General features: G+C 57.3%; 17 protein-coding genes and 5 pseudogenes. 18 read left to right on the forward strand and 4 right to left on the reverse strand.

Features of this window, described 5'->3' with window-relative positions; genetic code table 11:
• Positions 1 to 354 precede the first annotated feature (354 nt).
• The 5 genes and pseudogenes from GKE73_RS18010 to GKE73_RS18030 all read left to right on the forward strand — a co-directional run bounded on the left by GKE73_RS18010 (position 355) and on the right by GKE73_RS18030 (position 3671).
• Positions 355 to 996 (forward strand): Rossmann-fold NAD(P)-binding domain-containing protein, encoded by a 642-nt coding sequence (locus tag GKE73_RS18010; RefSeq protein WP_230370986.1) that lies wholly within the window; start codon positions 355 to 357, stop codon positions 994 to 996.
• A gap of 11 nt (positions 997 to 1007) precedes the next feature.
• Positions 1008 to 1280 (forward strand): Rossmann-fold NAD(P)-binding domain-containing protein, encoded by a 273-nt coding sequence (locus GKE73_RS18015; protein ID WP_230370987.1) that lies wholly within the window; start codon positions 1008 to 1010, stop codon positions 1278 to 1280.
• A gap of 48 nt (positions 1281 to 1328) precedes the next feature.
• Positions 1329 to 2500 (forward strand): annotated as a pseudogene (locus GKE73_RS18020) (argininosuccinate synthase).
• 335 nt (positions 2501 to 2835) lie between these two features.
• Positions 2836 to 3012: a DUF2788 domain-containing protein gene (locus GKE73_RS18025; RefSeq protein ID WP_230371523.1), complete on the forward strand. Its 177-nt coding sequence runs from the start codon at positions 2836 to 2838 to the stop codon at positions 3010 to 3012.
• A gap of 173 nt (positions 3013 to 3185) precedes the next feature.
• Positions 3186 to 3671 (forward strand): YajQ family cyclic di-GMP-binding protein, encoded by a 486-nt coding sequence (locus GKE73_RS18030; RefSeq protein WP_230370988.1) that lies wholly within the window; start codon positions 3186 to 3188, stop codon positions 3669 to 3671.
• A gap of 71 nt (positions 3672 to 3742) precedes the next feature.
• Here the strand turns inward: GKE73_RS18030 and GKE73_RS18035 are convergent.
• Positions 3743 to 5233, reverse strand: a pseudogene (locus GKE73_RS18035) (aldehyde dehydrogenase).
• Between the two features lie 50 nt (positions 5234 to 5283).
• Positions 5284 to 5829 carry a cupin domain-containing protein gene (locus GKE73_RS18040; protein WP_280955016.1) on the reverse strand — a complete coding sequence of 182 codons (546 nt, stop codon included), beginning with the start codon at positions 5827 to 5829 and terminating at the stop codon, positions 5284 to 5286.
• 230 nt (positions 5830 to 6059) lie between these two features.
• On the opposite strand from GKE73_RS18040, the gene GKE73_RS24180 reads away from it, so the two are divergent.
• The 13 genes and pseudogenes from GKE73_RS24180 (at position 6060) to GKE73_RS24195 (ending at position 16301) form a co-directional block, all read left to right on the forward strand.
• Positions 6060 to 6698, forward strand: coding sequence for an alanine dehydrogenase (locus tag GKE73_RS24180; protein WP_280955017.1), 639 nt, complete (start codon positions 6060 to 6062; stop codon positions 6696 to 6698).
• A gap of 17 nt (positions 6699 to 6715) precedes the next feature.
• The gene (locus GKE73_RS24185; RefSeq protein WP_280955018.1) at positions 6716 to 7201 is read left to right on the forward strand and encodes an alanine dehydrogenase; all 486 of its coding nucleotides are present in this window, start codon (positions 6716 to 6718) and stop codon (positions 7199 to 7201) included.
• Positions 7202 to 7203: 2 nt separating this feature from the next.
• Positions 7204 to 7923 (forward strand): gamma-glutamyl-gamma-aminobutyrate hydrolase family protein, encoded by a 720-nt coding sequence (locus GKE73_RS18055; RefSeq protein WP_312854513.1) that lies wholly within the window; start codon positions 7204 to 7206, stop codon positions 7921 to 7923.
• An 89-nt stretch (positions 7924 to 8012) separates the two neighbouring features.
• Positions 8013 to 9346: pseudogene (locus tag GKE73_RS18060) on the forward strand (glutamine synthetase family protein).
• A gap of 78 nt (positions 9347 to 9424) precedes the next feature.
• Positions 9425 to 10807: an aspartate aminotransferase family protein gene (locus GKE73_RS18065; protein ID WP_230370989.1), complete on the forward strand. Its 1383-nt coding sequence runs from the start codon at positions 9425 to 9427 to the stop codon at positions 10805 to 10807.
• 178 nt (positions 10808 to 10985) lie between these two features.
• Positions 10986 to 11513 (forward strand): motility-associated protein, encoded by a 528-nt coding sequence (locus GKE73_RS18070; protein ID WP_230370990.1) that lies wholly within the window; start codon positions 10986 to 10988, stop codon positions 11511 to 11513.
• Positions 11513 to 11824: a MotA/TolQ/ExbB proton channel family protein gene (locus tag GKE73_RS18075; RefSeq protein WP_230370991.1), complete on the forward strand. Its 312-nt coding sequence runs from the start codon at positions 11513 to 11515 to the stop codon at positions 11822 to 11824. Before GKE73_RS18070 ends, GKE73_RS18075 begins: the two co-directional genes overlap by 1 nt.
• Before the next feature lie 18 nt (positions 11825 to 11842).
• Positions 11843 to 12754, forward strand: coding sequence for a flagellar motor protein MotB (gene motB / locus GKE73_RS18080; RefSeq protein WP_230370992.1), 912 nt, complete (start codon positions 11843 to 11845; stop codon positions 12752 to 12754).
• 193 nt (positions 12755 to 12947) lie between these two features.
• The gene (locus tag GKE73_RS18085) at positions 12948 to 13484 is read left to right on the forward strand and encodes a class I SAM-dependent methyltransferase (RefSeq protein ID WP_230370993.1); all 537 of its coding nucleotides are present in this window, start codon (positions 12948 to 12950) and stop codon (positions 13482 to 13484) included.
• A gap of 15 nt (positions 13485 to 13499) precedes the next feature.
• Positions 13500 to 14825: an HDOD domain-containing protein gene (locus GKE73_RS18090; protein ID WP_230370994.1), complete on the forward strand. Its 1326-nt coding sequence runs from the start codon at positions 13500 to 13502 to the stop codon at positions 14823 to 14825.
• A pseudogene (locus tag GKE73_RS26145) lies at positions 14826 to 15625 on the forward strand (TrmH family RNA methyltransferase).
• Positions 15622 to 16047 (forward strand): N-acetylmuramoyl-L-alanine amidase, encoded by a 426-nt coding sequence (locus GKE73_RS24190; RefSeq protein ID WP_280955019.1) that lies wholly within the window; start codon positions 15622 to 15624, stop codon positions 16045 to 16047. The pseudogene GKE73_RS26145 and the gene GKE73_RS24190 overlap by 4 nt, the downstream one beginning before the upstream one ends.
• Positions 16044 to 16301, forward strand: a complete 258-nt coding sequence (locus GKE73_RS24195; RefSeq protein WP_312854514.1) for an N-acetylmuramoyl-L-alanine amidase — start codon at positions 16044 to 16046, stop codon at positions 16299 to 16301. Before GKE73_RS24190 ends, GKE73_RS24195 begins: the two co-directional genes overlap by 4 nt.
• A 107-nt stretch (positions 16302 to 16408) precedes the next feature.
• On the opposite strand, the gene GKE73_RS18105 is transcribed toward GKE73_RS24195, so the two are convergent.
• Complete coding sequence (locus GKE73_RS18105) at positions 16409 to 16627, reverse strand: lysozyme inhibitor LprI family protein (RefSeq protein ID WP_376767383.1); 219 nt, start codon at positions 16625 to 16627, stop codon at positions 16409 to 16411.
• A gap of 286 nt (positions 16628 to 16913) precedes the next feature.
• A pseudogene (locus GKE73_RS18110) lies at positions 16914 to 18154 on the reverse strand (multifunctional CCA addition/repair protein).
• Positions 18155 to 18156: the final 2 nt, after the last annotated feature.

The following is an 18156-nucleotide window of genomic DNA, read 5'->3' on the forward strand; positions in this document are numbered from 1 at the left end:
GATGGGCAGAGCAGGATTGGCGGCTCGGTATTATAAAGACATAAAAAACCCTGAAACGGATAAGGACTGCTGATCCTCCCAGTAAATGATCATGTCAGGGGAGGGAAACGCGGTGTTTTTATCTGTGTTTGGCAGGATGTTGTGTGTGGGAGAGCTTGTCAGAACGAGTAATTTCCGCTAAATATAACCATTCTGCGCTATCTTTTGCGGAACTTTCCTCGATTTATATAGGAATAAAACCCGTTAGCTTGATGGCGTGGAGTTGACGTGTAGTAATGTGCCGTCGCGCATGAAGACAGTCATTGTGTTCAGCGTGCGATGGCTCTTTTTTTGGATTTTTTTGGATAGATAACCATGACGCAAGTCAGACATTACCTGCAATTCAGCGACCTGAACCATGATGAGTACCGTCATATCTTTGAGCGGAGCAAGGTCCTGAAGCGACGACGCGAGGCGGGCGAGTTGTATCAGCCGCTGGTGGGTAAGGTGATGTCCATGGTGTTCGAAAAGAATTCCACCCGCACGCGTGTGTCGTTTGAAGCAGGTATGTCCCAACTGGGTGGGCATGCCATGTTCCTTGACAGTAAGTCGTCCCAGCTTGGGCGCGGCGAGCCGATTGAGGATACGGCGCGCGTGCTGTCGCGTATGAGCGACATCATCATGATCCGGACCTTCGACCAGTCTCTGGTTGAGCGATTGGCGGCGCACTCGCGAGTGCCGGTGATCAATGGTCTGACCAATGAATATCATCCGTGCCAGATTCTGGCTGACATCTTTACCTTCCTCGAGCATCGTGGCTCGATCAAGGGCAAAACCGTGGCATGGATCGGTGATGGCAATAATATGTGCCGCACTTGGCTGCAAGCAGCTAAAATACTCGGCTTCAAGCTGAAAGTGGCCACTCCGGTCGGCTATGAGTTGTCCATACTGGATGGCGAGCATTACGGTTCGGATGTTTTCGAGCCGAGCCACAGTGCCGAACATGCGGTTGCTTAAGCGCAGATCTGGTGACGACCGACGTGTTTACCAGCATGGGGTTTGAGGCGGAAGCGCAACAGCGACTGGATGCTTTCCGTGAGTATCAGGTAACGTCTGCCTTGATGAAGCTGGCCAAGCCGGATGCGCTGTTCATGCACTGCCTGCTTACCCATCGTGGCGAAGAAGTCGAGGCCGCGGTCATTGATGGCCCGCAAAGTGTTGTGTGGGACGAAGCTGAAAACCGTATGCATGCCCAAAAGGCGCTGATCGAATTTCTGTTGCTGGGCCAAAAGTACGACTAAAACCCGGTTGCAGAAAAACTGAAACGTTTCGCTGGAAAGAAAAAGCAAATGTCCGAGATCAATAAAGTAGTACTGGCTTACTCTGGTGGCCCGGATACCTCCGTCATTCTGAAATGGCTACAGGATACCTATAACTGTGAGGTCGTGACCTTTACCGCTGATATCGGTCAGGGTGAGGAAGTTGGTAAGCCCGCAAGAAGGCATTGTCGCTGGGCATCAAAGAGGAAAACATCTTCATTGATGACTTGCGTGAAGAATTTGTGCGCGATTTCGTGTTTCCGATGTTCCGCGCCAATGCCGTTTACGAAGGGGAGTACCTGCTGGGTACCTCTATCGCGCGTCCGCTGATTTCCAAGCGTCAGATTGAAATTGCCAATCAGGTCAATGCTGATGCGGTATCGCATGGCGCTACCGGCAAGGGTAACGACCAGGTGCGTTTCGAACTGGGCTACTACGCTCTGAAGCCGGACGTCAAAGTTATTGCTCCGTGGCGTGAATGGGATCTGCTGTCCCGTGAAAAATTGCTGGCCTATGCCGAGAAAAACGGCATCGACATCAGCAAGAAAAAGAATGGTGGCAGCCCGTACTCCATGGATGCCAACCTGTTGCATATCTCGTACGAAGGTACCGTGCTGGAAGATCCGGCTCGCGAACCGGAAGAAGATATGTGGCTGTGGACGGTTAGCCCGGAAAATGCCCCGGATGCTGCCGAATACGTGGAATTCGAGTACGAGAAGGGCGATATCGTTGCCATTAACGGCCAACGGATGAGCCCGGCTCAGGTTCTGACTGAACTGAACCGCTTGGGTGGCAAGCACGGTATTGGTCGTCTGGATATCGTAGAAAACCGCTATGTGGGTATGAAGTCCCGCGGTTGCTACGAAACCCCGGGGGGCACCATCATGCTCAAGGCACACCGTGCCATTGAGTCGATTACGCTGGATCGTGAAGTGGCTCACCTTAAGGATGAGCTGATGCCGAAGTACGCCAGCATGGTCTACACCGGTTACTGGTGGAGCCCGGAACGCAAGATGATGCAAGCCATGATCGATGCGTCTCAGGCTACGGTAAACGGCTGGGTGCGCGTGAAACTGTACAAGGGCAATGTGATCGTGGTTGGCCGTGAATCGAAGACGGACAGCCTGTTTGATCCGACCATCGCTACGTTTGACGAAGATGGTGGCGCTTACAACCATGCTGATGCAGCTTTATCCGCCTGAATGCCTTGCGTATGCGTATTGCTGCCAATGCCAAATTGAAGCGTGGCTAAGCTGTTGCCTGCGCTGTAATGAGCGAAAGCCGCCTCCGGGCGGCTTTTTTGTTGTGTGGCGGATGCAATTGCTGTGAATTCCCCTTATCACTACACGGGTTTGTGGTCACGTAATTTGAGGGCAAATCTTGAGCTTGATCAAAATCAGGGGTATCTTTGGCGCCGAGATTGTGGCGCTGGCTGTGAATTTATACCTGTCTGGTTCTGTTTGCCCGGTGGCTGGAATGAAATCTATTGTAGAGAAGGGCATTGAGAGTGTCTGAAGAGCAATTTACCAATATCTCCATGGTGGTGTGCCTGTCCGGTTTGATCATCTTCATGGGTTTTATCATTTGGGACTTGGGGAAGCAGTCCAATGCCGGAAAATTTGGCACGGCGGTGCTGTTTCTGGTGCTAGGGTTGGGCGTGGGTGGCTTTATCTTCAAGAATGTGCTGGTGGAGTTTCTGGTGCTGAAAAAATAAGTGCCGCGCGGGTTACGTCAAAAAGGTTGGCCGAACGCCAGCCTTTTTGTTGGCCCGGAATGGCCCGCTGCTGTCGTAGCGTGAGGGCTATGATGGAAATTGGGGTGCGTCGTGACAAGGTGCGATTGGCACACTAGAATCGGCGGCTAGTGAATGTTGTGGAATGAAAAATCATGCCGTCGTTTGATATTGTCTCGGAAGTAAACAAGGTCGAAGTGCGTAATGCCATGGACCAGGCCAACAAGGAAGTTTCTACCCGCTACGATTTTAAGGGTAGCGATGCCCGTATCGAGGTGGCCGATAAGGTGCTGACGCTGTTTGCCGATGCGGAATTCCAGCTGGAACAGGTCAAGGACATTCTCATCAACAAGCTATCCAAGCGTGGGGTGGATATTCGTTGTCTGGATTACGCCAAGCTGGAGTCGGTGAGCGGTAACAAGGTCAAGCAGGCGGTCACGGTGCGCGAGGGCGTGGAAACCGATCTGGCCAAGAAGATTGTCAGGCTGATCAAGGATTCCAAGCTGAAGGTGCAGGCGAGCATTCAGGGTGAAGCGGTGCGTGTTTCGGGGGCCAAGCGCGATGTCTTGCAGGAATGTATTGCCTTGATGCGCAAAGAAATAACGGACTTCCCCCTGCAGTTCAATAACTTCCGCGACTAGGTTTGTGGTTTGGCAATGAAAAAAGGCACCGTAACGGTGCCTTTTGTGTTTTCGGCCAACCTTGGCGGGGTTCAGAGCTTGATCAGCGTGCTTTTCAGTTCGGTGTACTTTTCCAGCGCGTGCAGCGATTTGTCGCGCCCGTTGCCAGACTGTTTGAATCCGCCAAACGGCAGATTCATGTCACCACCTTCGTCGTAGCAATTGACCCATACTGTCCCGGCTCGTAGCCGTCGAGCCATTTTATGCGCGGTGCTCACGTTGGCGGTCCACACCGCCGCGGCCAGACCGTACTCGCTATCGTTGGCCAGCTGGATGGCTTCTTCGACCTCGTTAAAGGTAATAGCCGACAGCACTGGCCCGAAGATTTCTTCCTTGCAGATGGTGAGGTCAGGGCGCGGGCAGTCGAATACGGTCGGTTCGATGAACAGCCCGGTTTCACCATGGGCCGCTTGGCCGCCGGTAATGAGTTGGGCGCCTTCGCCACAGCCTTTGTCGATGTAAGACAAAACTTTTTCGTACTGGATGCGATCGACAATCGCGCCCATGCGGGTGGCTGGGTCGAGCGGGTCGGCCGGGGCGTAGCGCGCCGCAGCCTGCTTGATGGCTGCCAGCAGGGGCTGCTTGATGTCCTGTTGCACCAGCAGGCGCGAGCCTGCCGTACACATTTCCCCCATGTTGTAAAAGATGGCGCTTAGCTTGCTGCGCGGGCTGCTTTTTCGATATCCGGACAGTCGGCCAGAACGATGTTGGGTGATTTTCCGCCGAGTTCCAGCCAGACACGCTTCAGGTTGGATTGGGCCGCATAGCTAGGCGATGAGCTTGCCCACCGCCGTTGAACCGGTAAAGGCAATGCAGTCGACATCCATGTGCAGGGCCAGCCATTTGCCCACGTCACCGGCGCCGGGCAGAACCTGAAAGATGCCATCTGGAATCCCGGCTTCTCGCGCCAGCGCTCCCAGTCGAATGGCGGTAAGGGGGGATTTTTCCGATGGTTTGAGGATGACGGCGTTGCCAGCAGCAAGCGCGGGGCCAAACTTCCAGCTGGCCATCAGAATGGGGAAGTTCCACGGCACGACGGCGGCGACAACGCCAATCGCTTCGCGTGTGACTAGTCCGAGCAGCTTGGGGTCGAGCGGAGCGACTTCGCCGCCGATCTTGTCGATGGCTTCGGCAAACCATTCCACGCAGTAGGCGGCACCGGGGACGTCGACGGTGGTGGAGTCGCCAATCGGTTTGCCCATGTCCAGCGTTTCCAGCAGTGCCAGCTCGTCACCATGTTGGCGAATCAGCGCGGCAAAACGCTTGAGGATTTCACCACGCGCGCGTGGAGCCAGTTCGGACCACTGGCCAGACTCGAATGCCTGACGTGCTACCTTGACGGCGTAGTTGACATCCTCCTCGCTGCACCAGGCGATTTCGGCCAACTTCTCGCCGTTAGCCGGATTGATACAGCTAAAGAGATTGCCATTGCTGGCGGGCACATATTCGCCGTTGATGAAGGCGCGTCCTTCGATCTGCAGTGCGGCGGCACGCTGTTGCCACTGGGCATGGGTTGTTGCCATGGGTTTCTCCTTGTGTTGTGTCATTCCGGCCAGTTTGGCTTGGCCTGTTGTCAGAAAGTAGGTGGCGAGCTGGCGCTGACTACCTCACAGATTTCATCGCCAACATTGCGGAAGCGGTGTGGCAATTTACTATCAAAGTAGTAGGCGTCACCGGGGCCGAGAACCCGGGTTTCCTGCCCGACCGTGATTTCGATGGCGCCTTTGATAACGACGCCGCCTTCTTGCCCCTCGTGCGTGATCATGTCCGGGCCGGTGTCGGCGCCGGGTTCGTAGGCTTCTTTGAGGATGGCGATGTCACGGTGAGCATGAGCCGTGCCAACCAGCAGAAATTTGATCTGATTGGTGCCAAGATTGGGCAGTTCGGCTGCGTCATAAAAGACACGTGGCGGCTGTGGGTCGGCATCAAAGGTGAAAAATTCGGTCAAGGACATGGGGAGTCCTTCTAACACTTTTTTCAACGAACTGACCGACGGGCTGACCCGGTTCTGCTCAATCAGCGAAATGGTGCCGTTTGTAACTAGCGCCCGTTTGGCCAGCTCACGTTGTGATAGACCGAAACGGTCCCGGACCATTCTCAATCGCGCTCCAACGTCCATTGTTCCTGTTCCATCTGTGTGTTAATAATTTTAGACGTTACATGATACGTGGTTTGCTGCAGCCTGCGGTGGGTTTGTTGTTTGGTTGTCATCGGTGTTTTGATGAATTTGATCAAATATCTTTACAACTGTGAAGTCTTGTCGCCAGAATTAGCCATGGCAAGTTAGCCGGTGTGACTTTTTCGTCAGTGGCGCGGTGCGCGGCAATACGAAAACAGGAGGAGGCGGTTATGTGGGTTGGCGTTCCGAAAGAGATCAAGGCGCAGGAGTTCCGTGTTGGCCTGACGCCTTCTGGTGTGCGTGAGTTGGTGGCGCATGGTCACAAGGTTTTGGTGCAGCAGCAGGCCGGGTTGGCGGTGGGCTTTACCGATGAGCAGTACCTGCAGGCGGGTGCTGCCATTGCCGCCAATGCCGAGGAGGTGTTTGCCCGCGCCGAGATTGTCGTCAAGGTCAAGGAGCCACAGCCGGTGGAATGCCTACTGTTGCGAGCCGGGCAGGTGTTGTTTACCTATCTGCATCTGGCGCCCGACGCGCGCCAGACGGCGTTGCTGTTGGAGTCGGATGCGGTGGCGATTGCTTATGAAACCGTGACCGACGAGCGTGGAGGCTTGCCGTTGTTGGCGCCCATGTCCGAGGTGGCGGGTCGCATGGCGATTCAGGCTGGCGCGCATGCGCTGGAAAAGGCCCAAGGCGGACGCGGAGTGTTGCTGGGCGGCGTGCCGGGGGTGTTGCCGTCGCGTGTCTGCGTTCTCGGTGGTGGAGTGGTGGGACTTAATGCGGCGCGCATGGCGCTGGGGATGGGGGCGGATGTCACCATTCTGGACAAGTCGCTGCCACGCTTGCAGGAAATTGACATGCTGTTTTGCTAAGCCGCATCAAGACCCTGATGTCGAATGCCGCCAATATTGAAGAGTCGTTGTGTGATGCCGACTTGGTGATTGGCGCGGTACTGGTGCCGGGTGCTGCTGCGCCCAAGCTGGTGACACGCGCCATGTTGGGCGCGATGAAGCCGGGGGCGGTGTTGGTGGATGTGGCGATTGATCAGGGTGGCTGTTTTGAGACCAGCCGTGCCACAACGCATCAGGAGCCGACGTATGAAGTGGACGGCATTGTGCACTACTGTGTGGCAAACATGCCCGGAGGTGTGGCACGGACATCGACACAGGCGCTGACCAACGCCACGTTGCCGTATTTGCTGGCACTGGCGGACAAAGGCTGGCGCCGCGCGTTGCTGGACCACGCACATCTGCGTAACGGTTTGAATATTTGCCGGGGGCGAGTGACCTATCCTGCGGTCGCACAGGCTCTTGGCTATCTCTATGTTGATCCGGTGGAGGCGATCAAGGCCGCTGCCGATGTTCCTCTGAGGTAAGCATGTTACATCCGATTATTGGCATTCCCTGTGATATCAAAACGGTGGGCGCGCTGCCGTTTCATGCGGTTGGGGTGAAATACGTCACGGCGGCGTGGGAAGCGGCTGGCGGTACGCCTTTGTTGATTCCCGCTCTGGGCGACATGTCCCGCTTGCTGGATGTGCTGCCACTGCTGGATGGCGTGTTGCTGTCCGGTTCGCCGTCCAATATTGAGCCGCATCATTATGGTGGCGCGGCCAGTCGCGAAGGCACCTTGCATGACCCGGCCCGCGATGCCACCACCTTGCCGCTGGTGGAGCTGTTGTTGGCCGAAGGGATTCCGCTGCTGGGGATTTGCCGCGGTTTTCAGGAAATCAATGTGGCGCTGGGGGGCGAGTTGCACCAGTACGTGCAGGAACAACCCGGCCTGCGTGACCATCGCGAACCGGAAAGTCCGTTGCTGGATGATCATTATGCACCGTCGCATGACATTCATTTTAATGACGACAGCCTGCTACATTCATGGCTAGGCACGAATTCTGCAACAGTCAATTCGCTACACCAGCAAGGCATCAAAAGGTTGGCCGAACGGCTGATCGCCGACGCCCATGCGGATGACGGCCTGGTGGAGGCGTATCGCGTACGGGACGCCAAAACCTTTGCCTATGCCGTGCAGTGGCATCCGGAATGGAAGTATTGGGACAACCCGGTGTCCCGGTGCCATTTTCAACGCTTTCGGTGACGCTTGCCGTGAGCGTCGTGCCAGCAAGATGCAGGGCTGACACGTTTATCCAGAGCCGGAATACCGGCCGGACATTAGAGGAAAGCATCATGAACCATCAGCTCAACGAGTGGCTGCGCGAGAATCGCATTACCGAAGTGGAGTGTATCGTGCCGGATATGACCGGGGTGGCGCGAGGCAAGATCGTCCCCAAGGACAAATTTGTTTCTGATCCGGAAATGCGTCTTCCGGAAGTGGTATTGATCCAAACCGTGACCGGGGATTATCCGGATGACAGCATGCTGGATCTGACCGATCCGGACATGGTGCTCAAGCCCGATCCCGCGTCATTACGCTTTGTGCCGTGGGCAGCCGACCCCACTGCGCAGCTGATTTACGATTGCTACCGTGCCGACGGCACGCCGGTGGATGTGGCGCCGCGCAACGTGCTCAAACACGTGCTGTCGTTATATGACGACCGGGGCTGGAGCCGGTGTTGGCGCCGGAAATGGAGTTTTACCTGCTGTCGCCCAATCCGGACCCGGATGTGCCATTGTCCGCGCCAGTGGGGCGGACCGGCCGTGCCGAGTTTGGTCGCCGCTCTTACGCCATTGATGCGGTCAACGAATTCGACCCGCTGTTTGAGGATATCTACGATTACTGTCACGCGCAGAATCTGGAAGTGGATACCCTGATTCACGAAATCGGCACCGCCCAGATGGAAATCAACTTCCTGCACGGTAATCCTCTGGATCTGGCTGATCAGGTTTTCCTGTTCAAGCGTACCGTGCGTGAAGCGGCCTTCCGCCACAACATGTACGCCACCTTCATGGCCAAGCCGATGGAAAACGAGCCGGGCTCCGCCATGCATATCCATCAGAGCCTGATCTGCAAGGAAACCGGGCGTAATGCTTTCTGCAATGCCGACGACAGCCCGTCCGACGTGTTCTTCCAGTTCATTGCCGGTCTGCAACGGTTTGTGCCGCAGTGTATGCCGCTGTTTGCCCCGTATGTGAACTCGTTCCGTCGCCTGTCACGCTATACCGCCGCGCCCACCAATGTGGAATGGGGCTATGACAACCGCACGGTAGGGTTGCGTGTGCCGCATTCCTCGCCCGCCGCGCGCCGGGTGGAAAACCGGGTGCCGGGCGTGGACGTCAATCCTTATATCGCCATGGCGGCAACGTTGGCGTGTGGCTATCTGGGTATCGTCAACAAACTCAAACCGAGCGAACCACGACAGACCGATGCCTATGAGCTGCCATACCAGTTCCCCAACAGTTCTGAGGAAGCGCTGATCAAGTTGGCCGAATGCAAGGAGATTGCCGACGTGCTCGGCCCGCGTTTCGTCACCATGTATGTGGGGATGAAGGAAAAAGAATCGGCTGAGTATTTCCGCGTGATCAGCCCGTGGGAACGCAAGTTCCTGTTGTTGCACGTTTGATGATTTTCGATATCCGGTTGGCGCGGTTCGGCCAACCTTGGTGGCCGGGGTCGGCCGAGAGCAACCTGAGAGAGTGCTATGCAAAAGCAACGTTCCACCCGTGAGCTGCGTGAATTGGATGCGGCTCATCATTTACATCCGTTTACCGATACGACCTCGCTCAATCAGCAGGGCGCGCGCGTCATCACCAAAGGCGAGGGCATTTACCTTTGGGATTCGGAAGGTAACAAGATCATCGACGGCATGGCCGGGCTGTGGTGCGTAAACATCGGTTACGGTCGCAAGGATCTGTCCGAAGTGGCCAAGCGGCAAATGGATGATCTGGCTTATTACAATACCTTTTTCAAAACCACCCATCCGGCGGTGGTTGAGCTGTCGCATCTGTTGGCCGAAGTGGCCCCGGCCGGGTTCAGTCATGTGTTCTATACCAACTCCGGCTCGGAGTCGGTGGATACCATGATCCGCATGGTGCGCCGCTATTGGGAGGTCAAGGGTCAGAAGCAGAAAAAGACGCTGATCGGTCGCTGGAATGGTTATCACGGCTCAACCATCGGCGGAGCGTCGCTCGGTGGTATGGCCTACATGCACCAGGATGGTGGTGATTTGCCAATTCCCGGCATCGAACATGTGCAGCAGCCGTGGTGGTATGGTCTGGGCGGCGACATGACGCCCGAAGAATTTGGTCTGGCAGCGGCCAAGTGGCTGGAAGACAAGATTCTGGAAATCGGGCCGGACAAGGTGGCCGCCTTTGTCGGTGAGCCGATTCAGGGAGCCGGTGGTGTGATCATTCCGCCATCTACCTACTGGCCGGAAGTGGAACGTATTTGCCACAAATACGATGTGCTTTTGGTGGCGGATGAGGTGATCTGCGGCTTTGGCCGTACCGGTGAATGGTTTGGTCACCAATGCTTTGGCTTCCATCCGGATATCTTTACCACCGCCAAAGGGCTGTCATCCGGTTATCTGCCGATTGGTGCGGTCTTTGTCGGAGACAAGGTTGCCGCAATGTTGGCCGAAGGCGGGGATTTCAATCACGGTTTTACCTATTCCGGCCACCCGGTCGCGGCGGCGGTGGCCTGTGCCAATGTTCGGGCGTTGCGCGATGAAGGCATCATCGAGCGGGTGAAGCATGAAACCGGTCCATACATGCAGCAGCGCTGGCGCGAAGTATTCAGCCGTTTCGAGCATGTGGGCGATGTGCGTGGCGTGGGATTGATTCAGGCCTTTACGCTGGTCAAGAACAAGGCGACGCGTGAACTGTTCCCCAATACCGGCGAGATCGGGTTGATCTGTCGCGACATTTTCTTCCGTCACGACCTCATCATGCGGGCCTGTGGTGATCACATGGTGTCGGCACCGCCGCTGGTGATCAGCAAGCAGGAAATTGATGACATGCTGGCACTGGCGGCCCAGTGTATGGAAGAGTTTGAAGCAGAGCTGAAAGCCCGTAACCTGGTGTAATTGCCATTGGTTAACAATCCATATGCACTTGGCGTGGTTTTTGCCGGGGTGAAGCGGGTTTGATACAATCAAGCCCGCTTTTTTGCTTCATGCGGTACGAATCGTGCTGTAATGTCTGGCCACGTAGATACCAAAAAACATCATCACAGGACTTGACGCATGTTCGTCGGAATCGGGTATGTCATTATCCTTGCCTCCGTATTGGGGGGGCTTTGTCGCTGCAGGGGGCCATCTGGCGGCGTTGTTGCAACCGCTGGAAGTTGTGATGATCGCCGGTGCGGCCGCAGGTGCTTTTGTTGTGGCCAATGGCGGCACACCGCTCAAGGCCACGCTCAAGGCCTTGCCGACGGTGTTCAAGCCGACACCGTACAACAAAGCGTTTTACATGGAATTGTTCTCCTTGCTGTTTGAAATCCTGACCAAGGTGCGCAAGGAAGGTCTGATGTCGGTGGAAGCCGACGTGGACAACCCGGAAGCCAGTCCGGTGTTTACCAAGTATCCGGCTATCAGCGGCGATCACCATGTGGTCGAATTTGTCTGCGATTATTTGCGCTTGATGGTCGGCGGTAACCTCAACGCCTTCGAGATCGAGAACCTGATGGATGTCGAAATCGAAACGCACCATCATGAAGCCGAAGTACCGGTGGCAGCGGTCAACGGTATTGCCGACGGCATGCTTCGGCGTTCGGTATTGTGGCGGCGGTAATGGGCGTGGTGCACACCATGGAATCGGTAGGTGCGCCGCTAGCAGAGTTGGGTATGCTGATTGCCCACGCACTGGTAGGGACGTTTCTGGGTATTTTGCTGGCCTACGGTTTTGTCGGCCCGCTGGCTTCGATTCTTGGTTTCAAGGCAGCGGACAGCACCCGTGTTTACCAAACCATCAAGGTTACCCTGTTGGCCAGCCTCAACGGCTATGCTCCGCAAGTGGCCGTTGAATTTGGCCGCAAGGTGTTGACCTCCACGGATCGTCCGTCCTTCAAGGAACTGGAAGATCACGTCAAGCACAAGAAATAATCGGTAACAGGCAAAGCCATGGCTGACGAATCGCAACGCCCCATTATTGTTAAGCGCATCAAGAAAGGTGGCCACGGCCACCACGGCGGGGCATGGAAGATTGCTTACGCTGACTTTGTGACAGCAATGATGGCGTTCTTCCTGTTGATGTGGCTGCTGGGCTCGGCATCGCAGGGTACGCTGAACGGTATCGCTGAGTTCTTCAAGACGCCGCTGAAAGTGGCGATGTCTGGCGGTAGCGGTGCCGGTGACGCCACCTCGGTGGTCAAGGGCGGCGGTAATGATCTGACCAAGAATGCCGGGCAGGTCAACAAGAAGTCGAAAGAGGCCGAAAAGCAGCGCAAGGCGCAGGAAAAGGCCTCGCTCAGCAAATTGCAGCAAAACATTCAGCACACCATCAACAACAATGTTTTGCTGAAGGATTACAAAAACCAGCTCAAGCTGGAAATGACGCCTGAGGGCCTGAAAATCCAGATCGTGGATGAACAGAATCGGCCGATGTTCGACTCCGGCAGTTCGCGCATGCTGCCGCATACCCGCGTCCTGCTGCAGCAACTGGCGCAGGATCTGAACCAGCTGCCCAATCGCATCAGCATTTCCGGTCACACCGATGCTACGCCGTTTAGCGGCGGGCAGGCCGGTTACAGCAACTGGGAGCTGTCTGCTGACCGTGCCAACACCGCGCGGCGTGAGCTGATTGCTGGTGGCTTGCAGCAAGACAAGGTATTGCGTGTGGTAGGCGTGGCCTCCGCTAATCCGTTGATCAAGACCAATGTGTTTAGCCCGGAGAACCGCCGCATTACGATCGTCGTGCTCAATCAGGAATCCGAAGAAGCCATCCAGAATGACGGTATCCGCCCGGGAAGTGAGGGCGATACGCCGTCACCGGCTGCGGCCGCAACGCCTACCAGTCCGGGGGCGCATGGCTGATGCCAGCTTGCGCCGTAGGGCGTGGTGGCGCCGGTGGCCTGATTCAGCTATTAGCCGCTGTGGCGGCCCTGGTACTTTATTGCCCCGGCCAGCCAGCCTGCCGCCCGGGCCGTGCTGCAAGGTTTGCTGAGTTGTTTGCTGGCGTTTGTGTATCGTTTGCCCTGGTTGGCAGAAATGGGGTCATGCGCTGTTCATGCCTGCCGTGGTCGTGATGCAGCAGGCGGCCTTACCGGCCTGGGTCTATTTGCTTGGCTTGTTGCTAACACTGGCTGTGGGGCGTAATGCACTGGTGGAGCGCGTACCGCTTTACCGTTCGGCCTCTGAGGTGGCGCAAAAGCTGGCTGAATGTTTGCCCCAGAATGCCAGCTTGCTGGAAGCGGGCTGCGGAGATGGTCGGCTTGCCTTGCAATTGGCACGCTTGCGTCCCGATGTGCATATTCAGGCTCTGGAAAATGCGTGGGGCAGCTGGTTGCTGGCGCAGCTACGTTGGTATTGCTCTGGGCGCCCGTCGCAAGTTCGCATGCGTTGTCACAGTTTCTGGCAAGAAGACTGGTCCGGCTACGATGCGGTTTATGCGTTTCTGTCACCGGCACCAATGCCACGCGTCTGGTCCAAGTTCATGGCTGAAGGCAAACCCGGCTGTGTTTTGATCAGCAATACCTTTGCCATTCCTGATACCCAACCCGATGAACGCCTGCCGCTTTTAGCGCGCTCCAAAAAGAATTACTGATCTGGCACACTCCCCATGGACCTCGTTAACTGGCTTAAATCCATCGCGGAACGACGATGGCCGATTCTGCCCGCTACCCTCGTGGAGTTGCGTGCCACCAGCGCACGCCATAGCGATCTGATCAGCTTTTCCGATTTGGCCAATCTGTGCCTGTCCGATCCGTTGCTGTTGTTTGATCTGCTACGCGTAGTGGGTGGTTCGCGAGCCTTGCAGCGTAATGAAAGCCTGCCGACGGTTGAGCAAACGCTGATGCTGATGGGCATGGAAGCGCTAGGGCATCGTTTTGACAAGCTCACCCCGTTACAGCCGGTGGCGGACAAGTTGTCGCCGGAGGTGTTGGAAGCGGTGGCGGACTGGCTGGCCCGTGGCCGGGTAGCCGCGCTGATCGTCAAGGAGTGGCTGTCGCTGGCAGATGAACACAAGGTGGAAGAATGCTTTGTGGCGGCCTTGCTCTACAATCTTCCCGCTTGTCTGTACCTGATTTACCGTAACCGGCTGCCAGACCGTCCTCTGCTGCAGGAGGTGTCCGATCATTTTGCTACCGACTATCCTCGCGTGCTTGAGCAGTTTGTGCAGGCCATGCCGTTGCCGCTTGGTTTGCTGTCCATGCTCGGTACCGGCCCGCTGACCCCGCGCCGACAGTTGCTGAAGCTGGCAATGGCAACGGCCAATTCGTTGGAGCAGGGCTGGTGGCGCTCGTCGTGGCATGTGGGTATCGAGGCGGCGGCCAAGTTGATCGGCACGGATTACGCCCAGGCTTATGGCGCTGTGGTGCGCGCGGTGCTGGCGGTGGCGCGTTCACCGCGATCTTCCGGCTATACCTACCCGGCACGGGCGTTGTTGCAGCTGCAAAGTGATCATCAGCCTTCCAGCATGAAAACCGTGGCCACGTTGGCCGAACCGCAGCAGCTGGAACAGGCCGTACGTGAGGCTATCCGCTATCTGGCCAATGATCTGCGTTTTGAACGGATTGTGTTTTACCGCTACGAGCGGACCAGCCATGAGCTGAAACTGCGTTACCAGGTAGGGTTGGCCGAAAATCATCCGCTACGCAAACTGGCGGTAGAGCTGGAACCCGGCTCCTTCTTTGCCTTGCTGACCAGCAAGCCACAAAGCTTTCATGCCCCGATGGCCGTGCGGGCCAAGCTGGTGGCCACGTATCAGGATGCCTTTTTCAACCATATTGGTAATGGCGAGTTTGCCGTGATGACGCTGTTTGCGGGGCACGAACTCGCCGGGGTGTTCTACGTTGACAACGGCAACAGTGGCACGGCTATCACTCAGGATCACTATCTGAAATTCAAGGAATGTGTGACGTTACTGACGCGTCGCCGGGGATGAATGGCGTACCAGAGCAAAATCATTACTTCGCCGCAAAACGAAGAAATCAAACATCTTAACCGCCTCGTGCAAAACGGCCGCGAGCGGCGCAAGGAAGGCGTCATGGTGCTGGAAGGTCTGCACCTGACCCAATCCTGTCTGGAAGCCGGTGGCCAATTGCGCCGCTTGTACCTGAACGAACGTGCGCTGGATCACCCGGAGCTGAAGGCGCTGCTGACGCGGCTGCCGGATGCCGCCGTGGTGGTGACCGTGCCAGACAGTATTCTGGCGCGGGTGACGGCGCTGAATACCGCCGCCGAGGTGCTGGCCGTGTGTGCCCGGCCGCAACCGGCCATGGCGGCGGCTGACGCCAGCCGGGTGTTGCTGGAGGATATTCAGGACCCGGGGAACCTTGGCACCATCTTGCGTTGTGCTGCCGCATCCGGCGTGCGTGAGGTATTTCTTTCCAAAGGTTGTGTCGACATCTTTTCACCCAAAGTGCTGCGGGCATGGGGGCGCATTTTGCCCTGAACCTGCATGAGCAGGCCGAGCTGGCTGATGAAATGTGTGCGTTTGGCGGCCGCAAGCTGGTGACGCATCTGGATGGCAGTGTTTCGTTGTATCACGAAGATTTGACTGGGCCGGTGGCTCTGGTGTTTGGCAATGAGGGCGCCGGTGTGAGCGCGTCGCTGGTGGCGCAGGCTGACGCGCGGGTGCGCATCCCGATGCCGGGCCATGCCGAATCGCTGAATGTGGCGATGGCAGCTACCGTGTGTCTATTCGAGAGGGTGCGTCAATGCGAAGCCAAGGCTGGACGATGAAACGACGGCTCCTCTCCATGGTTGTTCTGCCTTGCTCGGTCTGGGCGGGCATACCTGCCGTGGCGGTGGATGTGGGGCATGGACTGAAGGCCCCCGGTGCACGCAGCGCCAGCGGGCAGACCGAGTTTTCCTTCAACCAGCGTCAGGCGCGGCAGTTGTCGCAGGTGCTGGCCGCGCGCGGCATCGGCAACGTGCTGATTGGCGAGTGGGGCGAGATGGAAAAACTGACCGATCGTACCGACAAGGCAGCGGCGCAGCGCTTGTTCGTCTCCGTGCACCATGATTCGGTGCAGCTACAGTATCTGGCTGAATCCAGTCGCTTTCACGGCTATTCGGTGTTTGTCTCGCGCCGCAATCCTTACCCCCGAGGCCAGCCTGGCTTGTGCCCGGCGCATTGCCACCGCATTGCAGCAGCGCGGTGAAACCCCCACTTTGCATCACCATGAGGCGATTGCTTAGCGAAAATCGCCCGCTGGCTGACGCGGCGCTGGGGGTGTACTGGTTTGATGATCTGGTGGTGTTGCGCACGGCCCGTCAGCCGGTACTGGTGGAGCACGGCGTGATCGTCAATGCGCAGGAAGAAAAGCGTCTGGCAGATCCGGCGGTGGAGCGCAAGTTGGCCGAAGCGGTGGCGGATGGTATTCAGGCTTGTTTGCCTGCCTTGCCGTTACGATAAAAGCCCAACAACACAACAGCCCCGCTGGTTTGCTCTGGCGGGGCTGTTGTGTTTCCGTGTAGCCGGGTTGATGACCGGCAAGGAAGCGGATTACTGCAACTTGCTGTTCATGCAGCGCTGTTGCACTCGCGCTTGCGGTCGTTGAGGAACTGCAGGCGTTCGATGGTGGCTTGAGTGGCGCAACTCAGGTTGACGAAGAAGCCGCGGTGATCCTTGTAACTGCAGCTGTCGTTGCGATTGCTGATCCAGGCCATTTGGCTGGCTTTCAACATTTTCTTGCCGTTGGCGTCGAGCAATTTGGCCAGTTCGCCATAGCTCTTGTTCAATTCCTTGTCAGCCTGGCTGTATACCTTGTTCAGACAGTAGATATCATCAAAATCGTTCTTGGGCTTGTCGCAAGCGGAGTTGGCGTAGGCGCGCTAGCGGCCAGCAACAGGATGGCGAGCAGTTTTTTCATGATGACGGTTACTCTTCGGACAAAAGGCCAATTTAGCACTTTGTCATGTATTTGCCCATCTGGCGCTGTCAACCAAACGAGTAGAGGTCCCGTGCTGAGGTAGCCAACTGCCAGTAGTCCGGCAAGGGTGCAACACTGGCACGGGAGGTTGGCGGTTATAACGGCTTGGCAGCCAGCCCCAGTTCTTTGCGTGCCACAGCGATAGCTTGCACACGGGCGGCGTCTACCTCTGCTGGAATGCGCTGCTTGTCTTCGCAGGCCGCCGCGATGGCGCTTAAGCGATCCACCTGTCGGGCAGCGTCCAGCATGGTGCCCAGCCAGTCGGCCTGCGGGTAGGACGCCTGCTCGAAGCCAAGCCGACCGCGCGCGTCGGCCACACAGGTGGCCAGCATCAGGCGAAAGCGCTCGGGGCGGCGCAAGGCATCGGTGTCGCGGAACAGGCGCAGGATGGTGGAGGATTTCATCTCGTGCTTACGCCGTGCACCTTGGTGTGGTGCAACGCGGTAATGCGTGCGAGGTCACGGCAGTCGGCTGGCACGCGCAGGCGCTGGCACAGTGCGAGCAGTGGTTTTTCCCCGCGAGCTTCGTGGCCGATGTGGCGCGGCAGCACCTCTGCCAAGCGTCAGCGCTTTGCCCAGATCATGTGTCAGGGCGGCGAAGCGTGCCGCTAACGGCAGCGACATGGCCGCGGCGGTATCGATGACGCGCATGGTGTGATCGCCGGTGTCGATTTCCGGGTGGTAGTCGGCGCGCTGCGGTACGCCGAACAGCGCGTCCACTTCTGGCAAAATGCGCGCCAGTGCGCCGCATTGGCGCAGGACACGAAACATGCGCGAAGGTTGATCGGCCATCAACCCCTTGGCCAGTTCCTGCCAGACCCGTTCGGGTACCAGTGCATCCACTTCGCCGTTGTCGACCATTTGCCGGGCCAGTGCCAGCGTTTCCGGCGCCACCTCGAAGCCAAAGCGTGCGGCAAAACGCGCCAGCCGCAGGATGCGCACCGGGTCTTCCATGAATGCCGGGCTGACATGGCGCAAAAGCCGTGCTTGCAGGTCTTGCTGGCCGTGATAGGGGTCGATGAGCTGGCCATTTTCGTCCTGCGCCATGGCATTGATGGTGAGATCGCGGCGAGCCAGATCGTCTTCCAGCGTGACATCCGGCGCGGCATGGAAAGCAAAACCATGATAGCCCTTGGCCGTTTTGCGTTCCGTGCGCGCCAGTGCGTATTCCTCCGGGTCTTGGGGTGCAGAAAAACCGGAAAATCCTTGCCGACCGGGCGGAAGCCCTGTGCCAGCATGGCTTCCGGCGTGGCACCCACGACCACCCAGTCTCTATCCTTGACCGGCAAACCCAGCAGACGGTCGCGCACGGCGCCGCCGACGATGTAGATCTTCATGC

Source organism: Paludibacterium denitrificans, from assembly GCF_009707705.1.
GTDB classification, from domain to species: domain Bacteria; phylum Pseudomonadota; class Gammaproteobacteria; order Burkholderiales; family Chromobacteriaceae; genus Paludibacterium_A; species Paludibacterium_A denitrificans.

Excerpts from the sequence above, each read along its gene's own strand:
- GKE73_RS18085 (WP_230370993.1), top strand. The coding sequence starts at position 12,948 with ATGCCTGCCGTGGTCGTGATGCAGCAGGCGGCCTTACCGGCCTGGGTC.
- GKE73_RS24185 (WP_280955018.1), top strand. The coding sequence starts at position 6,716 with ATGTCGAATGCCGCCAATATTGAAGAGTCGTTGTGTGATGCCGACTTG.
- GKE73_RS18040 (WP_280955016.1), bottom strand. The coding sequence starts at position 5,829 with ATGGACGTTGGAGCGCGATTGAGAATGGTCCGGGACCGTTTCGGTCTA.
- GKE73_RS18090 (WP_230370994.1), top strand. The coding sequence starts at position 13,500 with ATGGACCTCGTTAACTGGCTTAAATCCATCGCGGAACGACGATGGCCG.
- GKE73_RS18065 (WP_230370989.1), top strand. The coding sequence starts at position 9,425 with ATGCAAAAGCAACGTTCCACCCGTGAGCTGCGTGAATTGGATGCGGCT.
- GKE73_RS24180 (WP_280955017.1), top strand. The coding sequence starts at position 6,060 with ATGTGGGTTGGCGTTCCGAAAGAGATCAAGGCGCAGGAGTTCCGTGTT.
- GKE73_RS18025 (WP_230371523.1), top strand. The coding sequence starts at position 2,836 with ATGGTGGTGTGCCTGTCCGGTTTGATCATCTTCATGGGTTTTATCATT.
- GKE73_RS24190 (WP_280955019.1), top strand. The coding sequence starts at position 15,622 with ATGAAACGACGGCTCCTCTCCATGGTTGTTCTGCCTTGCTCGGTCTGG.
- GKE73_RS18010 (WP_230370986.1), top strand. The coding sequence starts at position 355 with ATGACGCAAGTCAGACATTACCTGCAATTCAGCGACCTGAACCATGAT.
- GKE73_RS18055 (WP_312854513.1), top strand. The coding sequence starts at position 7,204 with ATGTTACATCCGATTATTGGCATTCCCTGTGATATCAAAACGGTGGGC.
- GKE73_RS18030 (WP_230370988.1), top strand. The coding sequence starts at position 3,186 with ATGCCGTCGTTTGATATTGTCTCGGAAGTAAACAAGGTCGAAGTGCGT.
- GKE73_RS18070 (WP_230370990.1), top strand. The coding sequence starts at position 10,986 with ATGTCATTATCCTTGCCTCCGTATTGGGGGGGCTTTGTCGCTGCAGGG.
- motB (WP_230370992.1), top strand. The coding sequence starts at position 11,843 with ATGGCTGACGAATCGCAACGCCCCATTATTGTTAAGCGCATCAAGAAA.
- GKE73_RS18075 (WP_230370991.1), top strand. The coding sequence starts at position 11,513 with ATGGGCGTGGTGCACACCATGGAATCGGTAGGTGCGCCGCTAGCAGAG.